Annotated in this window: 23 protein-coding genes and 1 pseudogene; 19 read left to right on the top strand and 5 right to left on the bottom strand. The window is 67.5% G+C overall.

Features of this window, described 5'->3' with window-relative positions; genetic code table 11:
- Positions 1–163: 163 nt before the first annotated feature.
- Positions 164–712, bottom strand: a complete 549-nt coding sequence (locus K9S39_RS04975) for a hypothetical protein (protein ID WP_248862151.1) — start codon at positions 710–712, stop codon at positions 164–166.
- A gap of 116 nt (positions 713–828) precedes the next feature.
- Here K9S39_RS04975 and K9S39_RS04970 point away from each other — a divergent pair, with 116 nt between their 5' ends.
- A complete protein-coding gene (locus K9S39_RS04970) occupies positions 829–1,299 on the top strand; it encodes a hypothetical protein (protein WP_248862150.1) in 471 nt (156 codons plus the stop codon).
- A 68-nt stretch (positions 1,300–1,367) separates the two neighbouring features.
- Here K9S39_RS04970 and K9S39_RS04965 read toward each other — a convergent pair.
- A protein-coding gene (locus K9S39_RS04965) for an IS3 family transposase (protein WP_248862149.1) occupies positions 1,368–2,548 on the bottom strand; the annotation gives its coding sequence in 2 pieces (ribosomal slippage) (positions 1,368–2,281 and positions 2,281–2,548; 1,182 coding nt in all).
- A gap of 345 nt (positions 2,549–2,893) precedes the next feature.
- Between K9S39_RS04965 and K9S39_RS04960 the strand changes: the two genes are divergently transcribed.
- Positions 2,894–3,223: a hypothetical protein gene (locus K9S39_RS04960; protein ID WP_248862148.1), complete on the top strand. Its 330-nt coding sequence runs from the start codon at positions 2,894–2,896 to the stop codon at positions 3,221–3,223.
- A 267-nt stretch (positions 3,224–3,490) separates the two neighbouring features.
- Here the strand turns inward: K9S39_RS04960 and K9S39_RS04955 are convergent, their stop codons facing one another.
- Both K9S39_RS04955 and K9S39_RS42755 read right to left on the bottom strand, forming a co-directional pair.
- Positions 3,491–3,646: a hypothetical protein gene (locus K9S39_RS04955; RefSeq protein ID WP_248862147.1), complete on the bottom strand. Its 156-nt coding sequence runs from the start codon at positions 3,644–3,646 to the stop codon at positions 3,491–3,493.
- Positions 3,647–4,197: 551 nt separating this feature from the next.
- Positions 4,198–4,662 (bottom strand): AMP-binding protein, encoded by a 465-nt coding sequence (locus K9S39_RS42755; protein WP_406708122.1) that lies wholly within the window; start codon positions 4,660–4,662, stop codon positions 4,198–4,200.
- A gap of 29 nt (positions 4,663–4,691) precedes the next feature.
- On the opposite strand from K9S39_RS42755, the gene K9S39_RS04945 reads away from it, so the two are divergent.
- From K9S39_RS04945 to K9S39_RS04870, 16 genes are all read left to right on the top strand, one after another.
- Positions 4,692–4,904: a hypothetical protein gene (locus K9S39_RS04945; protein WP_248862146.1), complete on the top strand. Its 213-nt coding sequence runs from the start codon at positions 4,692–4,694 to the stop codon at positions 4,902–4,904.
- 232 nt (positions 4,905–5,136) lie between these two features.
- A complete protein-coding gene (locus K9S39_RS04940; protein ID WP_248862145.1) occupies positions 5,137–5,625 on the top strand; it encodes a single-stranded DNA-binding protein in 489 nt (162 codons plus the stop codon).
- Between the two features lie 125 nt (positions 5,626–5,750).
- Positions 5,751–6,197 (top strand): hypothetical protein, encoded by a 447-nt coding sequence (locus K9S39_RS04935; protein WP_248862144.1) that lies wholly within the window; start codon positions 5,751–5,753, stop codon positions 6,195–6,197.
- 631 nt (positions 6,198–6,828) lie between these two features.
- On the top strand, positions 6,829–7,239 hold the full coding sequence (locus tag K9S39_RS04930) for a hypothetical protein (RefSeq protein ID WP_248862143.1): 411 nt from the start codon (positions 6,829–6,831) through the stop codon (positions 7,237–7,239).
- 19 nt (positions 7,240–7,258) lie between these two features.
- Positions 7,259–7,663, top strand: coding sequence for a hypothetical protein (locus K9S39_RS04925; protein WP_248862142.1), 405 nt, complete (start codon positions 7,259–7,261; stop codon positions 7,661–7,663).
- 50 nt (positions 7,664–7,713) lie between these two features.
- Entirely contained in the window at positions 7,714–7,875 is a 162-nt protein-coding gene (locus K9S39_RS04920; RefSeq protein WP_454894892.1) for a DUF3039 domain-containing protein, read from the top strand.
- Between the two features lie 4 nt (positions 7,876–7,879).
- Positions 7,880–8,134 carry a hypothetical protein gene (locus K9S39_RS04915; protein WP_248862140.1) on the top strand — a complete coding sequence of 85 codons (255 nt, stop codon included), beginning with the start codon at positions 7,880–7,882 and terminating at the stop codon, positions 8,132–8,134.
- 55 nt (positions 8,135–8,189) lie between these two features.
- On the top strand, positions 8,190–8,714 hold the full coding sequence (locus tag K9S39_RS04910) for a hypothetical protein (RefSeq protein WP_248862139.1): 525 nt from the start codon (positions 8,190–8,192) through the stop codon (positions 8,712–8,714).
- A gap of 10 nt (positions 8,715–8,724) precedes the next feature.
- Complete coding sequence (locus K9S39_RS04905) at positions 8,725–8,946, top strand: Panacea domain-containing protein (RefSeq protein WP_248862138.1); 222 nt, start codon at positions 8,725–8,727, stop codon at positions 8,944–8,946.
- 121 nt (positions 8,947–9,067) lie between these two features.
- The gene (locus K9S39_RS04900) at positions 9,068–9,664 is read left to right on the top strand and encodes a hypothetical protein (RefSeq protein WP_248862137.1); all 597 of its coding nucleotides are present in this window, start codon (positions 9,068–9,070) and stop codon (positions 9,662–9,664) included.
- A 62-nt stretch (positions 9,665–9,726) separates the two neighbouring features.
- Positions 9,727–10,155 carry a hypothetical protein gene (locus K9S39_RS04895; protein ID WP_248862136.1) on the top strand — a complete coding sequence of 143 codons (429 nt, stop codon included), beginning with the start codon at positions 9,727–9,729 and terminating at the stop codon, positions 10,153–10,155.
- A gap of 93 nt (positions 10,156–10,248) precedes the next feature.
- Complete coding sequence (locus K9S39_RS04890) at positions 10,249–10,839, top strand: hypothetical protein (RefSeq protein ID WP_248862135.1); 591 nt, start codon at positions 10,249–10,251, stop codon at positions 10,837–10,839.
- Positions 10,840–10,931: 92 nt separating this feature from the next.
- A complete protein-coding gene (locus K9S39_RS04885; RefSeq protein WP_248862134.1) occupies positions 10,932–11,459 on the top strand; it encodes a hypothetical protein in 528 nt (175 codons plus the stop codon).
- An 84-nt stretch (positions 11,460–11,543) separates the two neighbouring features.
- On the top strand, positions 11,544–11,741 hold the full coding sequence (locus K9S39_RS04880) for a hypothetical protein (protein WP_248862133.1): 198 nt from the start codon (positions 11,544–11,546) through the stop codon (positions 11,739–11,741).
- 53 nt (positions 11,742–11,794) lie between these two features.
- A complete protein-coding gene (locus tag K9S39_RS04875; protein WP_248862132.1) occupies positions 11,795–12,928 on the top strand; it encodes a hypothetical protein in 1,134 nt (377 codons plus the stop codon).
- A 97-nt stretch (positions 12,929–13,025) separates the two neighbouring features.
- A complete protein-coding gene (locus K9S39_RS04870) occupies positions 13,026–13,328 on the top strand; it encodes a hypothetical protein (RefSeq protein ID WP_248862131.1) in 303 nt (100 codons plus the stop codon).
- Positions 13,329–13,755: 427 nt separating this feature from the next.
- Here the strand turns inward: K9S39_RS04870 and K9S39_RS04865 are convergent, their stop codons facing one another.
- Entirely contained in the window at positions 13,756–14,328 is a 573-nt protein-coding gene (locus tag K9S39_RS04865; RefSeq protein WP_248862130.1) for a recombinase family protein, read from the bottom strand.
- A gap of 187 nt (positions 14,329–14,515) precedes the next feature.
- Between K9S39_RS04865 and K9S39_RS04860 the strand changes: the two are divergent.
- Positions 14,516–15,707 (top strand): annotated as a pseudogene (locus K9S39_RS04860) (IS3 family transposase).
- Positions 15,708–15,771 lie beyond the last annotated feature (64 nt).

Genomic DNA, 15,771 nt, shown 5'->3' with positions numbered 1-15,771 from the left:
CTCGCCAGACTATGACTGCGCTAGTGGACGTGCTGCATAGCAGGGCAACACTGATGACGGTGCCCCACGTATCCTCCCGCCAGATACTGGCAACCGCCGCAATGAGCGTAAGGACAAGCGCGATGGTGACAAATATCCGGCCGAGAAGCATGAGCAGCAGTCCTTAAAAACAGTCCTTGAATCCCCTGGCCGCCATTGCCGTCCCACCGAGTAGTCCGCCGGTGGCCGCCAGTGACGCCCCGCCAGTGGCCGGAGCCCCTGCGACGCTACCAATAACACCAAGTCCGGCCCCGACGGTTCCCACGCCATCCCAGAAACAGTTCCAGTTGACGAGTACAGTCACCGGACCTGGGGGCGTCGGGCGGACCACGGTGCCTTCAATCGTGGAGCCCTTCTTTACATCAGCGATCGTCTGCGTGAGCTGGTTGCCTTCCAGGCTCCAGGTGGCCTTGTGGACGTGGCCGGCCTTGTCCATGACGTCGAGCCGCGTCATGCCGCCGACCACCTTCTCATCAGCGTTAAGGACCCGGAGCCCTCTGGGGGTGAGAACGGCGTGGTCACCCTTGGGCAGGTTGATCTTGAACGTGGAGCTGGCTGCGAACTTCGCCACCTGGCCACGCTTGACGAAGACGTTTGCAGGCTTGTCCTGCGAAGCCGGAGCGGCGGCCATGGCGGTAGTAGCCGTGGAGGACACGATCGCGGTGGCGGCCACGGTGGCGGTCAGAGCCGAACGGACGCGTAAACCCATCTGTCTGTGCCTTTCAATACTGCTTCGCCCCATGAGTCGGGGCACTTCGGCATTGTCGGCATGAAGATCGATCCATCCCTATGCCGAAGATCACAAACAAGATCAAATGGTCAGTCAAGTCCCCACCAAACAGGGCAAAATACCGGCTTACCGGTTGTTCGCAGGTCAATAAACCTGCGCTCGGAGGGACTATGTCTTTGGCTTCTGTCGATGACGTCGCCGCCCGGCTGGGGCGAACCATTCCCGAAGAAGAGAGACCCCGCGTCGAAGCATTCCTCGCAGACGCGACCGCCTTCGTGGCGGACTACTGCGGCAGTGGGTTCCGTGAGGACTCTCCCGGCATCAAGGCCGTGATCTGCGCCGAGGTCATCCGCTGGCTCTCCGTACAGCCGGGCGTCGTCCGAGAACGGACTGGAGAGCTGGAAGTCGAGTTCGGCTCGGCATCCGCAGCCCAGCAGCTTTCACCAGCAGCAAGGGCTTCGCTGAAGCGCTATCGGCCTGCCCTGCGCTCCTTGTCCCTGGTTCGGGAGGTGAATGCTCAGCTTCGCTGATCCCGTCGAGATCCGCCGTGCCGATCTGACGGCCGGGGGGCTTCACCCTTGATCGTGGACACCGGTTGTCATGCGGCGGTGGCCAGCGTAGTTGATCGCTGTTCGTAAGTGATCGGGCTGATCTGGCCGAGGCGGGAGTGCCGTCGGCGGGTGTTGTAGCGAGTCGCCCATCGGAAGACTGCGAGCCGGGCCTCACGGGCCCCGTTCCACCGTTTTCTCCCCTGGAGCGTCTCGCGTTTCATGGTCGCGTTCAGGGATTCCGCGGCGGCGTTGTCCGCGCTCGTGCCGACCGCGCCGCGCGATCTGATCACGCCGAGCTTGCTGCAGACCTGGGCGAACTCCTTCGAGACGTATTGCGCCCCGTTGTCGCTGTGGAAGGTTGCCCCGCGCAGGCCGTCGGCACCCCGGGCCGCGGCCGCGGCCTTGAGCGCGTCGGTGACCAGTTCCGTGCGCATGTGGTCGGCGATCGACCAGCCCGCCAGCCGTTTCGAGCACAGGTCCAACACCGTTGCCAGATACAGAAATTGACCGTTGCCCACAGGGAGGTAGGTTATGTCGCCCACGTAGCGGGTGTTCGGTGTGGTCGCGGTGAAGTCGCGCTGCAAGAGGTCCGGCACCGGCGTTGCGGAGGGCTCGGGGATGGTGGTGCGGACCTTCTTGCGCAGGTGGAACCCGATGATGTTGAACTTCCGCATGACGCGTTCCACCCGCTTGTGATTGACCCGCTCGCCGCCGTCCCGGAGCTCGGCGGTGACGCGCGGGGCCCCGTAGGTGCCGTCGGACTCCTGGTGGACTTCGGTGATCCGCTCGGCGAGCTCGGCATCGCCCCGTGCCCGGTCGGCCCGCGCTTGCGCGCCGGCCAGGTGCCGGTAGAAGCCGGAACGCGAGACCTTCAGCATCCGGCACAGCCGCTTGACGCCGAAGGCGCCACGGTGATCGTCGACGAACTGGAAGCGGCTGCTCACCAGCTGGTCTCGGCCGCAAAATACTTCGCGGCCCTCCGCAGGATCTCCCGCTCGAGCTCGAGTTCCTTCACCCGCGCCCGCAGCTGCCGGTTCTCCTTCTCCATCGCGGTGGCCTCCACCGCCCCGGGCCGGGTGGCCTGCTCGGCGTCCCGCACCCACGTGCGCAGCGTCTCGTGATTGACACCCACGTCCTTGGCCACCGACGCGTACGTCCCACCCGGGCTGGCGTGGTACAGCGCGACGGCATCGGCCCGGAACTCAGGCGAATACTTCGATATCCCCAACGGGAACTCCTGTCCTATGGACCTTCACGATCCAATGATCAGGGTGTCCACGATCAAGGGGTAGGGCCCCGGCGCCTACACGAACCGCCGGGACTGGGCCTCCGCCCGAACGGTGTGGTCCGGTCTGGCTAGTGTCCAACCGGACCGTTCCTTCGAGGTCCGCGGTCCCGAACGAGAGACCGCACAGGAGCGCTTGGTGGCCTACCTGCCCTGGGGCGCTCGCGTCGAATCCGCGGACCGTATCGCGTGGAATGGCCAGACGTACGAGGTGGACGGCGTGCCGATGAGATGGGGGCAGGGGTCCCTACGGCACGTCCGGGTCCGGGCGTGGAGGGTCGAGCACTGATGGCAGCGAACTTCCACCTCGACCTCTACGAATCTGCCCTCAACGAGCTGGTCTCCTCCCGGGCTTCGGAAAAGCTGGCCGCAGGGGTGGCATCGAAGATCGCGTCCATCGCCCGCAAGGACGCGCCCAAGAATCGCAAGGGCTCCTGGAACATGTACTCCCGCTCCCTGTCGATCGACACCTCCCGCAGCAACGGCACCGTCTACGCGCTCGTCCAGGCCGACCGCCACCCGCTACTGGTGGAGTATGGCTGGCGTGACAAGGGCGGCCGGCGCCATCCGGGCCGCCACATCCTCAAGGGCGCCCTGGTGAAGGTCCGGGAACCGTGAGGGTCGATCCGGTCTCCGTCGTCCATGAATACCTGCGCGCCAAGCCCGAACTAGCGCACACGGTGACCGGAGACTTGGTCGGCCGCGAGCCGGCCGACACGGCGTGCCGTCCGCCAGTCGCGTTTGATGTTTCAGCGGTGGCGGAGCGTCAGCAGATGCTCATGGCCCTCGCCGGGTCGTTCCCGCCCCGGTGCGGCCGTCTTCACCTGCCAAGACTGGTAAGTGAAGACGACCACAAGCGGCTTGGCTACGTGCCTGCCGGGCAGATCACGAGACGCCGTAGCAGTCTCCGAACATCCCCCCCGCCCTGCAGTGGCCAACGCCGTAGTTGTCTGAGGGTGCGGCGTTGGCGACGCCTCCGCCGAAGATTGTCAGCAGCGCTGCGGCGGCAAGGGCTCCGGCGGCCAGTCTGATACGTGTCACGGTGTTCCTTCCTTTGGGCTGTTTCGGTGGTGAATCAGGCTTCGGTCTGCCGTGACGTCCAGGCGTTCCTTGCCGGGACGTCACGGAGGACGCTCCGAGCCATGCTGCGTGCCTGTTGCTCTCGTCCGTCCCGTGAGCTTGGGCGGAACCCCATCTCAGGCCGCGGGCGGCTGGAGAGAAGCCGTACCTCCATGATCCATCGGCGTGCGGCAGATACCACCTGGCGTATGCCATCTAGGGGGCCTGGTGCTGTTGAGCCCGGTCCCGAGGGCGACCAGGGGTGTGCCGGGCCCATGGGGCCAGTCCTCACCGCAGTCCGGCGTCCGGATAGAGCGGTACTGCCGCGCGATGCTCAGAGTAGGCCGAACGGCGGACCTCGCCCCGAACGAATCGGGGCGCTTCAGCGGCATGCCCAGCACCATTCAGCGCTCTCCCCGGCCGTATGGCCGGGGAGGGCGCCTTTCTGCGTTTAAAGCGCAACGTCTCCGAATCGGGGACCCTTCTGAATGATGTTCTTGCGGTAGCTATTGCTGATGTCGAGGGCGTTCCGCTCATCCCACTTCGGCCCTCCTCCAGCACGGGCGCCGCCGCTCCTGTGCGGCGCAGTCCGCAGTGTCGGGCCGTTCCGCTGCAGGTCGGCACAGATCCCTCACGTTCCATTCCCCCAGACCGAGTTCGGCATCGCCGGAGGCGTCGGAAACCAACAGCCAGTGGATGGCGGGGTGTTGGGCCCGCAGACGCCTGCCCATGGCCAAGTGGTCGAACCCCTCCTGGCGGACGGGAACCGCCAGCGCCGACGGGCGCATGGTGGACAGCACGTGCCCGACTTCGTGCTCGCGCAACACCTGCCGGATCAGCACCGGCACAGCACCGAGCCGGATGAGCGCGAGGACGAGGATCACGAAGTGCACGTCGTTCGGGAGCTGGACGGCGACCAGCTCACCTTTCCGCAATCCCGCGGCGGACAAGCGCGCCGCACAGGCAGAAACTGCCGCGCCGAACCCGGCCCTGCTCAGCCGACGGCCTACGAAGTGCAGGTGACGCTGTGAGCGTCGGGACCCTCATCGCGGTCGGTCTGGTCCTGGTGCTGTTCTGGTTCACCCTGGCGGTCATCCGTCGAGGCAGGATCGCCGATCTCGAGCACTCCTATCGGCTGGCCTGCAAGAGGGGCGATATCGCCAGAGCGGACAAGGTGGAGGCCGAGCTGCGGGACATCCGGGCATCACGTCGGGAGTCTGGTCGGGGGAGTGGCCGATAACTCAGCGAAGAGCGCGAGTCTGATCGGCGAAGCCGATTCGGGACTCGGAATGACAAAGCATTCGATCAGCACAGCTGATTCGGAAGAAGCATTGAAAGGGATCATCATTGGATCAGCGAAGCTGATCCGGATGGTGGCATGACAGACAACTGAATATCTCAACAACCCACCCAACTGCGCGCGGACGACGACGTCGATCCGGGCGCTGCGCTGTATTCAAGGAGAACTCACCATGTCGAACCCGAACAGCACCGCATCCGTCATCGGCCGCCTGGCGAACGACCCGAAGGTCTTCGAGAACAAGGACGGCTCCAAGAAGGTCATGCTCACCGCCTTCGTCGACCGCGGCTACACCGACCGTCAGGGCAACCGCATCTCGGACGCGCTGCCCTTCGAGGCCTTCGTCCGTGCCGAGACGCAGGGCACCGGGCCGTTCGCCCACGTGCACAAGGGTGACCTGGTGGCCCTCAGCTACGAGCCCCGCCTGAACCGCTACACCAAGAACGGTGCCGAGGTCTTCGAGGTCAAGCTCGAGATCCAGAACATCTCCTTTCTGGAGTCCCGCGCCACCACCCAGGCCCGCCTGGCCGAGCGCGTCACCAAGGCCGAGGCCCAGAACCAGAACCTGCAGGCCCAGGCTGCACCCGTCGCAGCAGCCGCCCCGGCCGTCGCGCACGCCAGCGCCGTGCAGGACGAGCAGCTGCCCTTTCAGACCGCTTGACGATCTGTAGAACTTCACCCCCCCGGCGGGCCTGGCCGACGCCGACAACGGCTCAGCCCCTCACCGCTGCCGGGTGGGCCCTTGGCGGACCCGCCCGGCAGCGTTCACGCACAAGGAGGAACGACATGTCAGCACAACTTGCCGCGACCTGGGTCCGGATCGGCGACCAGTGGGTGCGGGCGGACCGCATCGTGGGCGTCCGACTTGAGCCGGCTGCCGGGACCGCGCTCGGCGGCCGGTGGGCCGAGGCCCCGAGCCAGCGGCTCCTGGTGTGCACGACGCTGCCCGCCGAGAAGAACAGCGGCAAGGGCATGTGGCAGGAGGCCGCCGTGTGCGTGCAGGAGCGCGGCGAGGTGGTCGCCGGGACGCTACTGGACGCCATGAACACCACCAAGGCGCCGACGGGGAGCTCGCGGTACGTGTACCCGGCCCGCACGACGGAGGGGCGGGTCTCGCACTGGCAGGCCAGCACGACCCTGCCGCAGGGACACGCCCTCACCGGCGGACCCAAGGCCGTGCCCACCATCAGCGGCACGCCCCTCGCGCCCCCCGGGGCGCTGCGCGGCGCCTGAACAACCCTGTGGGGCCCGGTACCAGCAATTCTGTCACCTTCGAGGAATTCCGAGCAGCCGCACGGCGATTGGCTGAGTAGACCTGCTGCCATGGACTTCTGCACGGAGCGGTTCGAATCCGCAGTGCGCTGGTTGATCACCGGCGTGCGCCAGTCGGCACACCGTGCAGACCGACCGCGGAAAAGGTTCGATTCCTTCAGCGCTGCAGCTGATCCCTGTGGCGCGTCCCTGGAGATCTCCGCGGCTCCGGCTTCCCCAGCACCCCGGTGCGCGCTCTGCCTTCGGGCAGCAGCTGCGCCGGGGTGCTGTGTTTTTTCTTCTTCGTGGCTCGCCTTGCTCGTCCCGTGAAGGCAGTGAGCACAAGGGATCAGCGGAGCTGATCCGGATCTGGCGTTGAAGAACATCCTCGTCACGTCAGGAGCCGAGCCATGAGCTGCCCGAACTGCGCCGTCGACATGGAGTCGAACGCCCACGGCGTCCGCGCCGGCAAGAAGGCCAAGAAGGTCACGCACACGTGCTCCGAGTGCGGCTACAGCGAGACGCGCTGACCATCGGCTTCTTCGCCCCGCCTTTCCTCTTCCCCTCCACTGCGGTCTCGAAGGAAACCACGTCGATGAACACGCTCCTGACCATGCCCGGCCTGCCCATCCTCCTCATCGTCTTCACCGCGGCCCTCGCGACGATCGGGCTCGCATTCCTCCTGCCGGACCTGATCGGACGGAGGCCGAAGGCCAAGGACCGCGGCGACAGGCCCGGCCAACGCGTCCGGCCCGCCGTCGGCAGCTACGTGCTCCTCGCCGAGGCCAGCGAATACCTCGAGTACGAATTCGGCGCGGTCCCCGGCAGCATCGGCATCATCGTCCGGCATTCCCTGAACCGCATTGACGACACCGGGGTGTTCGTCCACTGGCTGACGAGGCCGGACGACCTCGTGCACCAGGACCTCGCCGACCTGGAGGCCGCGCGCATCCACGGCGTGCGCTGCGAGCTCGACGAGCTCGCCTTCTTCGACCCCGCGCCGGCTGTCCGGACCAGGCACTGACTCAGGAGCACTGATCACCATGAGTTTCCTCAGCCGCATCGGCTTCATCGAGACCGCAGAGCAGGAGCAGGACCGACTGGCCCAAGCCCCCGAAGGCTCGATCAACCACTACCTGTCCACCCTGCCCGTGACCGTCGAAGGTTGGCTCAAGGACCTGGTCGTCGAGCTGCCGTGGGAGCCACAGCGCACTGATCGGCCCTACCGCGTCGTCGTGGTGCCGATCGAGTTCCGGAAGGACGCTCTGCCTGACGGCGTCGAGGAAGAGCCGCTGCCGCGCAAGCGCCACTCCGGCTCCTGGACCTGCGCCGTCGTGTACTCCGACCACCCGAGCTACCCGGTCGGCGGCTACCGCATCGTCGTCCCGGCCGCCGAGCTGGCCCGCGGCCGGAAGATCGACCTCGTCGAGGTCCTGGCCCAGGCCTGACTCCACGAGCACAGCTCATCCGCCCTATCAGCCCCCGCAGGGATCGCACCGTGCGGGGGCTTCTCGTTCTCCCCTTCAGAGTCCGCTCCTTCATGACGGGCGAGCCCGTCTCCGCCCTCTGCGGCAAGAAGTGGACCCCGTCGAAGAACCCGGAAAAGTACCCGGTCTGCCCGGAGTGCAAGGAGATCTGGGAGAGCCTCAAGGAGGAGTAGCACCATGACCATCAGCGAAGAGCAGAAGGTCGCCGCCGTCCACCGGCTGGGCGTGATGTCCGAGCGGCATCCCGAGCTGAAGCGCCGCGTGGCGGACGCCCGGCTCGAACTCGCTGCCGTCATTCTCGCCATGGACGCCGTCGACGAGCGCATCCAGGCGGGGGAGAAGATCCACTCCCTCCAGGAGCAGGCCGCCGTCGAACAAGCCAAGAACGCCCATGCTCAAGCCTTGGCGGACCTCCTGCGAGGCGAGCACTGAGCCGCACTGGCTCGTCCCCGCAACCATCACCGAACCGCACATAGGAGGCCCCGTCATGCCCGATGCACCCGAATACACGCCCCGCAGCGTCTACACGCTGGAACCGCACGCTGATCTTGTGACCGCCGAGAGCGGATACATTGCGATCGAGGCCATCGCCGAGCGCGTCTACGGCAAGCCGTACAGCTCGCTGCGCGGATGCCAGCGGGACGACGAGCACATCGGCAATGACAGCGTGAAGCTCTACGAGCTCACCTCCGACGGGGACTACCTGCAGGCACTCGGCGACCTCGACGACGCCGAGATCTACCTGGGCTGGGACTCCCGCACCGGCGAGAGCGCCTTCAAGACCAGCATGACGGAGCTGGACTACTGGTTGAGCATCCGCGTCGCCGACGAAAACACACCAGCCACCGTCGAGGCGAACCCGCCGGCGACGCAAGACCTTGAGAACGCCGTGTTCGAGGACCGGTTCTTCGCCGATCGCGCCTTCTCGCCGTCGCTGCGGCTGGTCCTGGCCGATCTGATCCGCCGCAGCGAACTGCCGCGCGGCGACTACTTGTTCCGGCACTGGTGGTGATCGAAGCGGAATGAAGGTTGGAACCATCGCTCAGTCTCAGACATCCGTCTTCGACGTCGCCGAGCACATCCTGCAGAGGCGCGCCGCGGCCGAGCCCGATCGGCCGGCGATGACCGCGATGAAGCTCCAGAAGCTCGTCTACTACTGCCAAGCCTGGCACCTCGCCTGGGAGGGCAGAGCCCTCTTCCCGGAAGCGATCCAGGCCTGGGCCTCCGAGCCCCGTCTGCCCTGAGCTCTACGAGCTGCACCAGGGCTACTTCACCGTCCAGGCCGGCTTCTTCGCCAAACGGCTGCGCGTGCGCAGCGGCGTCGAAACCACCTGACCACGCCCAGAATGAGAGAGACCCAGCACCATGTACAACACCCCCTTACGCCAACGCCAACGCCTGCGTGACTGGGCGATCTCGATCGCGATAGTTGCCGCCCTGGTCGCAGGCGTGTTCCTCTGGCTCAACCACATCAAGGAGCAAGACGCCCAGGAGCGCGCTGCCATGGCGAACACGAAGATCGTCTACGTCCCGGATCCCGTGCAGAAGCTCGTCAAGCGCACTGACGGCTCCTACTACACGGCAACCCCCGAGGCGGAGACTCCGTACACCGGTACCTACGATTACATGACCATCGAAGACCACGACGTCGTCGTGCCCAGAAGCGTGTCGGTAGAGGAGCGCAGAGCTGAGCCGTCGTTCCTGTGGCACCGCTCGACGTTCATCAACGACATCACGGTCCGAGTCATCGATCCACACGAAGCAGACCAGACGCCGCGCGTCGAGCGGCTGCGCTGCACGGTCGAGCCCGTCGATGCGTCGAAGCCGAGCTACACCGGCGACCCGCACGACAGGAGTCGGCTGAAGATCGGGCCCGACCAGGAAGGTACGGACGCAGGAAGTCAGCAGCTGTGCCAGGACCGGATCACGATCCTCGTGCCGGACGGCAGCATCCAGCCGTAGCCGACTGGGGCTCACCTCTGGGCGTCGGCAGGTGAATTCCGCGGGGCCCCCGTCGGCTGAGCATGATGCTCGCCGGGCGGGGGTCTCTCTTTGTCTGCCTGATCAGCGGAGCTGATCCGGTCTGGTCTTCAGGGCATGAGGACCCGTGCACGGCGCGCGGCAAGGCGGCCCGCATCGCGGCGGTCGCCGAGCTGCACGACGGCAACGCCCCCGAGGCTCCGGCCCCGGCGGGGTACCACAACGGCGCGGGCGGCACCCTCGGGCAGACGGAGGCCGCGCCGGTCGAGGCGGAGGTCACCCAGGAGCAGGAGACGGCCGAGACCGCGCGCACGGAGGCCACGGCGGAGGCTGCGGCCGATCGGGCCACCCCCACCCCAGAGGCACGGCCCCCGCGTGCCCGGCGTGCCCCTCAGCGGCGGGTGAGCCCCGAGCGCCGTATGGCGATCAGCGCCGGTCTGGTCCCCGCCCCTCCGCACGCACCGCTCTTCTGATCCACCCGCGCCGTCCGGTAGGCCGGTTGCCCGGTCGAGCCGGGCCGCACGCACTCAGCCCCACCCACACCCCATCGACGTGAGAGGTGCACCATGACTTCCTGGCCCCACGACCTGAGCAAGACAGCCCCCGCCGCCGCCGAGCGCACCGGCGCGATCCTCAAAGCCGCGCTGACCGCGCACGGCGTTACCTTCCGTGTGGTCAAGCCCTGGCGTTCCCTACCCGGCGCCTCCCTGGTGACCACCGCGCCGGGCCAGCCGGGCGTGTGGATCGAGGCGCACTCCCACACCGGCCGCCGCGCCGTGTCCGGCTACGACGTGCCACTGGCCGGACTGTTCGGCATCAGTGCTGTGATCACCGACGATTTCAACACCCGTCACGTGCACTGCGATTTCACCGAGGCGCCCGCCGACATCACCGACCCGGCCGCCGCCGCCGACGCCATGGCATCGGCCGTCGCCGCCCACCTGGCGGCCTATCCGTCCCTGACCGGCGCGCAGTGGGTCACCATCACATCCCACCCGGCCAGCCGCACCGAGTACCGGGAAGTCGTCACCGCACACGGCGTATGGGCGCACGCATCCTCCCCCACCGGCTACACCACCGGCCCCAGCCTGGACACCGCAAGCGTCTGGGGCGCCTACCAGCGGCGCGTGGCCGGCCTCACCGCCGAGACCCGCTGAACCCGCGACCGACCGCTCCTTCCGCTGGCGGCCGGTCCCCCCGCCGCGCGACCGACCGGCGTGTGGCCCAACCCCCGAGAGGACCAGGGCAGATGAGCTCCACCGCCGAGACCCGCACCTGTCTGCACTGCGCCCGCGAAATCGAGTACATCGAGGCCGACGGACAAGGCGCCTGGTACGACTCGTCCAACCGGACCGGGTGCGTGGACGGTGAGCAGCCGCACGCCCCGGAGCCGCTGTGCGGCTCGTGCCAGGACTACGGCCTGATCGAGATCCGCCACGCGTCCACGGACGGCCTGATCGGGCACCGGCCGTGCGACGACCCCGCGTGCACCGACCGGCGCGAGAAGGCCGCAGCGCGGGCGGCCGAGAAGCACACCGGCGAAATGGTGATTGGGTCCGAGGAGTTCGGACCGCAGGTGTGCGCGGAATGCGGCTGGGGCGGCTACACCCCCGTTCCCGGCCTGTACGCGCAGGGACGGCCGGTCTACGTGTGCACCGCTACCGGCTGCGGCTACAGGGCCGACGTCTCCGCGTTCGAGCTGGGCGACGGTGAGCGCCTGGCCGTGCACGACGGCCGCCTCTACCTCGTCCGCCCCTACGACGGCGCCCCGTTCTAAGCATCACAGCCCCCGCCGCAGACGGTGTGCAGCCCGATCGGGTCGGACCGGGGAGCACGCAGACCCACCAGCCACCAACCCCCGGTGTCCCGCACCTTCGACACCGTCTCGCCCGCCGGCGGCGACCTCGTCCACCACACCACCGACGAGCCGTGGTGCAAGCCCGACGCGATCACCCGCTTCTACCAGAAAGACGGCGACCCCTGGGCCGCCGTCGAATGGCCCGCCGCCCCCCCGGAAACGCCGCCTTCGCTAACGACCACGCTCTCGATGAACTCCTGACCGTCAACTGACCAACCACCGATCACGACAGCAGCCCGAGAGGAACTCACGATATGAGTAGCAAGGCCCGCAGCATCGTCCGGGAGGTCGTCACCCGGTCTTACATCCGGTACACGCCGACCAACGGCCGTGCGCCGGATGGCACCGAGTACGGCGTCGACGGCTGGCTGTTCACGCTGCCCGGCGAGACGCTCAACGGGCGCCGGTTCCCACAGAGCACGTATGCCGCCTACCAGGTATCGGAACGCGGAATGCTGTTCTGGCAGGTGCGCGAAGTCGGCGGCGAGCGGCGGCAGGTCGGCAGCCACAGCACCACCCGTAAGGGCGCTCTCGCGCTCGCGGTGAACACGGTTGCCCAGCAACGGGAGAAGGCCGCCGCGCCAGCAACTCGCGACCAGAATACCCGTGCACACGGCGCCGCGTGGCGTATGGCCGCCGAGGGCGGCGAGCGTTCCCAGGTGTCGGCCACCATGACCGAGCGGCTGGAGCGGATGCGTGCGGGCCAAATCGCCGCCCTGCCGACCGTCGCGGAAATCCGGATGGCGTACCCGCTCGCCGGTGGGGGCGCCACGCTGCGGCTGATGACCGCCGAGGGCAGCACGGCGGAACACCACATGATCCCGCTCACGGAGCGGGGTGCGGCCGGGCGGGAGAACGACCCCGCCGGGATCTACCTGGACACCATCACCGACGGCGCGAACACGGAGGGGCTGAAGACCGCCGCCGGGTGGCACCTGATGCGGCTCGGCTTCAACTACGCGCGCGGCGCGGCCTGGGCGCCGTACACCGGCAGCGCGAGCAGTGAGGCGCAGTGGGAGGAGTGGGCGCCGATGCTGCCCGAGGGGCACCGGTGGCCGCACACGGTGCGCGTCGCCATCACGGCGACTGCCGAACACCTCGCCTACATAGACCGCGCGTACGGTCCCGCGCCCAAGCTGCCGGACCTACCGGCCGGTGTGAGCGCGCACCCGTCCGGCCCGCGTTCCTGGCAGATCTGCTACGCCAACCGCCGGTTCTGGCAGCTCTCCTACCAGCCCCGTATGGGCGGCGACGTGTGGACCCTGTACGCCGACCCGGCCCGAACCAAGAGCGTGGCCCGCGCCGACAAGGCGGCCGAACTCCTCGCGTCGATCCCCGACCGCGACGCCGAAGCGTCCGAGCGGGCCGCCGCCCGCAAGGACTACTGACCACCCAGTGCGGCACCGAGGGCGCATCCCCGGGGCCGACCGGCCGCGAGTCCAACACGCGTCCCACATCCCCACATTGAGAGAATTAGGATTCCCCGTGCAGACCACTGCTCTTGACCACGCCGGAAAGACGTTCGTTGACGTCACCGTGACCACCACCACCCGGCACCCTATGACCGAGCACCGCTGGGCAGTGCTCGGCGACCTGGCCCGCACGCCCTACTGCGCGTACCACACCAGGACGCTGACCACCTGCCGCGACCTCGTCAGGTTCGGGCTCACCACGTACACCGAAGACGGGCACGGCTACACGATCACCGACGCGGGCCGGACCGCGTGGACCGTCCACGCCGCGACGGCGCAGACCCGCGACGCAATCAACCAGGGCACCGATGCCTGACGCCGTGCCTGGTCCATCCCGCCCCGCCTCTGTGCGGGGGCGCGGTGGTCTGCGGCACGACGACGCAAGGAGCACAGCGCCATGAACACCAGCACCATCAGCACGAATGATCTTGCGAACCTTCAGGTCGGCGACAAGGTCGTCGTCAAGAACAGCCTCGACGAGAACGCCGGAGAGTCCATCTCACGACCGCCGTCCTCGACCGACGCGACGTCCCCGCCATCCCCGGCTGGGGAGGTCGGGAGGGAAAGACCTTGGTCCGACTGGGTAGTGGCTTCTGGTACGACCTGGCCACCGGGCTTCAGGACGACTCGGGGGCCACACGCATCGAACGGTGTGCCTGACACCCACCCTGAACGCCGAAGATCCCCGCGGAGACGTGCGCTCCACGGGGGTCTTCTTTTCTCGCCGGCGGCCGACGGTGCTCCTACTTCTCCAGCTTCCAGGCGTGCTCGTATTCGGCAACGGCCATCATGAACTTCATCGAAAACAGCCCCTCGGCGGGGGACTCCGTGAGACTGCGCAGCGTCGCACCCTTCGCGATGATCAGCTCAACGACGGCCCGCATCGCCTCGAGGGTCCGTCCGAGCCTGTCGTACTGCCAGACGTCGACTTCGTCGCCGGCCTGCAGCTTCGCCACCAGCTCGCGCTGCCCGGGGCGGTCAGTGCCTGCGGTGGTTCCTGAGACGCCCTCGTCCGAGAAGATCCGGATCGTGCCGACTGCCTCCGTGATGGCGGCACGCTGCGAATCCGCGGACCCGTTCGCCGTCCGCACGTAGCCAAAGGTCCTCGTCGGTTGATGCGGCTCCGTGACGCTGTGCAGCGTCGCGCCCTTCTCCTCGATCGCCGCGGCAGCGTCGTCGCCCACGACCTCGCGGTTGAAGACGGTCACCTCGTCGCCTGGCTTCAGGTCCGCGATCATCTCGGCCAGGACCGGACGGTCGGAAGCCGTCGGTTCCTGAAGCCGCCCTGCGGTCTGCATCGCGACGGCCGCCTCCACGATGACGGCGCGCTGCTGGTCTGCGGACTGGTTAGCGCCTGTCACGTTCTTCCGCCGGCGCCGGGAGTTGAACCTACTCGGTCCCGGCTTCGGCCTCCCGTGCCCAGGCGGGAGGACTGAGCTGTAGAGATTTGTGGAGTCCCTGATGCCAGGGTTACGGTCCTGGCGAAGGAGAACCACCAGCACCATGGCAGCACCCCGTAAATACCCGGACGAGCTCCGCGAGCGCGCGGTGCGCGAGGTCCGTTCCACTGGCCGCCCGATCGCGCACGTAGCGAAGGACCTGGGCATCCATAAGGAGGCCCTGCGCGGCTGGGTCCGCCAGGCCGAGGCCGACCGTGGTGAGCGCGACGACCGTCTGACCACCGCCGAGCAGGCGAATTGAAGCAACTCCGCAAAGAAGTAGCGGAGTTGAGGCGGGCGAACGAGATCCTCAAGGCCGCGTCGGTGTTTTTTGCCCAGGAGATCGACCGTCCCCGGACGAGGCCGAGCAGGTGATCGACCACCTGCGTGACAAAGGTCTCGGGGTCGATCCCGTCTGCCGGGTGCTGGAGCTGTCGTCGTCGACGTACTTCGCCCGCAAGAAGCGGCCGAAGTCGGCCCGCCGGCTCCGCGACGAACAGCTCATGCCTGTGATCGAGTCGGTTCACGCCGAGTCGGGTGGCACCTATGGTGCCCGCCGGATCACCCGTGCTCTCCAGCGCAAGGGGGTAGACGTCGCCCGCTGCACCGTCGAGCGCCTGATGGCCGAACTGGGCCTGGAGGGTGTCATCCGCGGACAGCGGCGCCGCACCACGATCCCCGAACCGTCGGCGCCGAGGCCGCCGGACTTGGTCGACCGGGACTTCACAGCCTCCCGCCCGGACGAGCTCTGGGTCGCCGACATGACCTATGTGAGGACGTGGTCGGGCTGGGCATACGTGGCGTTCGTCCTGGACGTGTACTCGCGGATGATCGTCGGCTGGCAGGTCGCGAACCATATGAGGACTGAACTACCCTTGGACGCACTGGAGACGGCTCTGTGGAGACGCCGGATCAAGGCAGGCTCCGGCCTCATTCATCACAGCGACCGCGGGTCTCAATACGTGTCAATTCGGTACACCGACCGGCTCGCCGACATCGGTGCCGCCGCCTCCGTCGGCTCGGTCGCAGACTCGTATGACAACGCGATGGCCGAGGCGCTGAACGGCACGTTCAAAGCCGAGCTGATCGAGATGCAGGGCCCCTGGAGGGACGTCGACCAGGTCGAACGGGCGATCTTCCAGTGGATCACGTGGTACAACAAAGAACGTCTCCACTCCGCACTCGACTACGTACCGCCCACTGAGTACGAACGGGATTTCTGGCGGAGCCAGGAGCAAGTCCCACAGTCCGCCTGAACCATCAAGATCGGACTCTACGAAACTCGGGGCAGCTCAATGTCACCGAAGGTTTCGATGCGTG

It is taken from the genome of Streptomyces halobius (assembly GCF_023277745.1).
GTDB classification, from domain to species: domain Bacteria; phylum Actinomycetota; class Actinomycetes; order Streptomycetales; family Streptomycetaceae; genus Streptomyces; species Streptomyces halobius.
This window is presented reverse-complemented; position numbering and strand designations above follow the sequence as displayed.

Excerpts from the sequence above, each read along its gene's own strand:
- K9S39_RS04925 (WP_248862142.1), top strand. The coding sequence starts at position 7,259 with ATGAGTTTCCTCAGCCGCATCGGCTTCATCGAGACCGCAGAGCAGGAG.
- K9S39_RS04885 (WP_248862134.1), top strand. The coding sequence starts at position 10,932 with ATGAGCTCCACCGCCGAGACCCGCACCTGTCTGCACTGCGCCCGCGAA.
- K9S39_RS04940 (WP_248862145.1), top strand. The coding sequence starts at position 5,137 with ATGTCGAACCCGAACAGCACCGCATCCGTCATCGGCCGCCTGGCGAAC.
- K9S39_RS04960 (WP_248862148.1), top strand. The coding sequence starts at position 2,894 with ATGGCAGCGAACTTCCACCTCGACCTCTACGAATCTGCCCTCAACGAG.
- K9S39_RS04890 (WP_248862135.1), top strand. The coding sequence starts at position 10,249 with ATGACTTCCTGGCCCCACGACCTGAGCAAGACAGCCCCCGCCGCCGCC.
- K9S39_RS04930 (WP_248862143.1), top strand. The coding sequence starts at position 6,829 with ATGCCCGGCCTGCCCATCCTCCTCATCGTCTTCACCGCGGCCCTCGCG.
- K9S39_RS04935 (WP_248862144.1), top strand. The coding sequence starts at position 5,751 with ATGTCAGCACAACTTGCCGCGACCTGGGTCCGGATCGGCGACCAGTGG.
- K9S39_RS04970 (WP_248862150.1), top strand. The coding sequence starts at position 829 with ATGCCGAAGATCACAAACAAGATCAAATGGTCAGTCAAGTCCCCACCA.
- K9S39_RS04900 (WP_248862137.1), top strand. The coding sequence starts at position 9,068 with ATGTACAACACCCCCTTACGCCAACGCCAACGCCTGCGTGACTGGGCG.
- K9S39_RS04915 (WP_248862140.1), top strand. The coding sequence starts at position 7,880 with ATGACCATCAGCGAAGAGCAGAAGGTCGCCGCCGTCCACCGGCTGGGC.
- K9S39_RS04910 (WP_248862139.1), top strand. The coding sequence starts at position 8,190 with ATGCCCGATGCACCCGAATACACGCCCCGCAGCGTCTACACGCTGGAA.
- K9S39_RS04875 (WP_248862132.1), top strand. The coding sequence starts at position 11,795 with ATGAGTAGCAAGGCCCGCAGCATCGTCCGGGAGGTCGTCACCCGGTCT.
- K9S39_RS04895 (WP_248862136.1), top strand. The coding sequence starts at position 9,727 with ATGATGCTCGCCGGGCGGGGGTCTCTCTTTGTCTGCCTGATCAGCGGA.
- K9S39_RS04905 (WP_248862138.1), top strand. The coding sequence starts at position 8,725 with ATGAAGGTTGGAACCATCGCTCAGTCTCAGACATCCGTCTTCGACGTC.